Here is a 1,946-nt window from a genome sequence, read left to right as displayed (position 1 = left end):
TGCAATTAATTTATACAATGAAATAAGATTACATTTATCTTTAGACTATAAAACACCAAATATGGTATACTTAAAAACAGCTTAAATCAATTTTTAACCTGTAGCCATATTTCAGGACTAGACATTAAAACGAACATATGTTTTACAAAGTAGACAGAGTAACTAATAACCAAGGAACACCAACAATATCCCTTGAATGCCCTCATTGTGGACACTATGGAACATTTCAATCAGTCGGTTCTGACTCAGCCGTAACAACTGGACCTTCGACTAAAAACTTTGGACAAAGAAAATGCCCAAGACCTGAATGCAGAGGACACATTTTTACAATAAGTCAAGGAAGTAGATTGGAATTAAGTTATCCACCAAGATTGATTTCTTTTGATTCGACAAACATTCCAGACAGAATATTGGAATCGTTTCAAGAAGCAATTCTTTGTCACGGAAATAATTGCTTAAAAGCATCCGCAATTATGATACGAAAGACGTTGGAAGAGTTATGTAATGATAAATCTGCAAGTGGAAAAAATCTTTACCAAAGACTTGAGAATTTATCGACTCAAATTGTTCTTCCAAATGAGTTGAAAGAGGCAATGCAGGAATTAAGATTATTAGGAAATGACGCAGCTCATATTGAAGCTCAAACTTACGATGAAATTGGAAAAGATGAAATTGAAATATCCATTGAGTTTACAAAAGAAATTTTAAAAGGAATTTATCAATATGATTCATTATTAACTCGATTGAGAAGTTTAAAAAAGAAAGAAGAATAACTGGGCACAACAACGTGTATAGCTCATTGCGGCTGAATTCCTAATCGGAATTCATTGCAATTTGCTATCTTTCGGTTACGGCGGAAAATCATAGCTGATTTTCCGCAACGAGCCATACACAAAACCGTTGCCCACAATACTTGAAAAACAGAACGAAATGACAAAATTTAGAGTTTTAACAACAATAATAATAATTTTCGCAACTGTTCTGATTAGTTGCAACTCTGAAAAATCGAAAAATAATTTAGAAAAAGAGAGTATAAATCAAACGGAGATAGAATCTGATACTCTAACGAAGCACATAAAACCATTCAAATCTGAATTGCCAACAATCGGACTTTTGATTTATAACGGAGTTTTGCAAAGCGAAGTGATTGCAACTTCTGATGTTTTCGCAAAACCAACCGAAAGTGGAAAACAGATTTTTAACGTAATCACAATTGCGGAAACTGAAAAACCAATAAAAACCGAAGAAGGAATTAAAATTTTACCTGATTTTACATTTAAAAATTGTCCAAAATTGACTGCTCTTTTTGTGCCAAGTGCTTATGATATGTATGCTCAAGTTCACAACGAAAAAATCATAAGCTTCATAAAAGAGAAAAATAAAGAAACTGAATATGTTGTAAGTAATTGTGCTGGAGCTCAATTAATCGGAAAATCTGGAATTGCGGATGGACATAAAATCGTTACTTGGATTGGTGGTGGAAAACAGCTACAAAAAGATTATCCGAATTTAAAAGTACAAAATGATAGTTTGGTAACTTTTGTCGAGGATGGAAAATTTAGTTCCTCAAATGGAAATTTAGCAAGTTATATTTCAGCATTGAATTTATTAGAGAAAATGACAAGTACTGAACATAAAAAGTTCGTGGAAAGTTATTTATATCTTGACCGACTTCAAAACTGGAAAGAATAATGTACTGTGGGCAACAACGTGTATAGTTAATAGCTAATGTTGGCTAAGCGCAGGATCTTTGTGTACTTTTTACTATATTGCTTAGCAAAGAATTATCGCGTACTTACACGCAACTAACCATACACGAACACGTTATATACAATGCCTCCGAATCACTCATACGGAGAGATTATTCAATCCTAATTTTAGTAATTCACACTCAATCTCGAAAGTTTTTTTACTCAATTCTAGAACCACTCAAATCTATGAATTAG

The 1,946-nt window shown here is 32.8% G+C and carries 2 protein-coding genes; both read left to right on the top strand.

The genetic code is table 11. The annotated features are described in order from the left end of the window. Positions 1-137 precede the first annotated feature (137 nt). Positions 138-773, top strand: a complete 636-nt coding sequence (locus N4270_RS17025) for a DUF4145 domain-containing protein (protein WP_260098555.1) — start codon at positions 138-140, stop codon at positions 771-773. A gap of 157 nt (positions 774-930) precedes the next feature. Then, entirely contained in the window at positions 931-1,692 is a 762-nt protein-coding gene (locus N4270_RS17020) for a DJ-1/PfpI family protein (protein WP_260098554.1), read from the top strand. The last annotated feature ends 254 nt before the right edge of the window (positions 1,693-1,946 follow it).

The organism is Psychroserpens sp. SPM9, from assembly GCF_025153525.1.
Classification (GTDB): Bacteria; Bacteroidota; Bacteroidia; order Flavobacteriales; family Flavobacteriaceae; genus Psychroserpens.
Note: the sequence above shows the minus strand (reverse complement) of the source record. Positions and strands in the feature narration are given on the sequence as shown.

What these genes read in the sequence shown, in the direction of transcription:
- N4270_RS17025 (WP_260098555.1), top strand. Translation starts at nt 138, where the DNA reads ATGTTTTACAAAGTAGACAGAGTAACTAATAACCAAGGAACACCAACA.
- N4270_RS17020 (WP_260098554.1), top strand. Translation starts at nt 931, where the DNA reads ATGACAAAATTTAGAGTTTTAACAACAATAATAATAATTTTCGCAACT.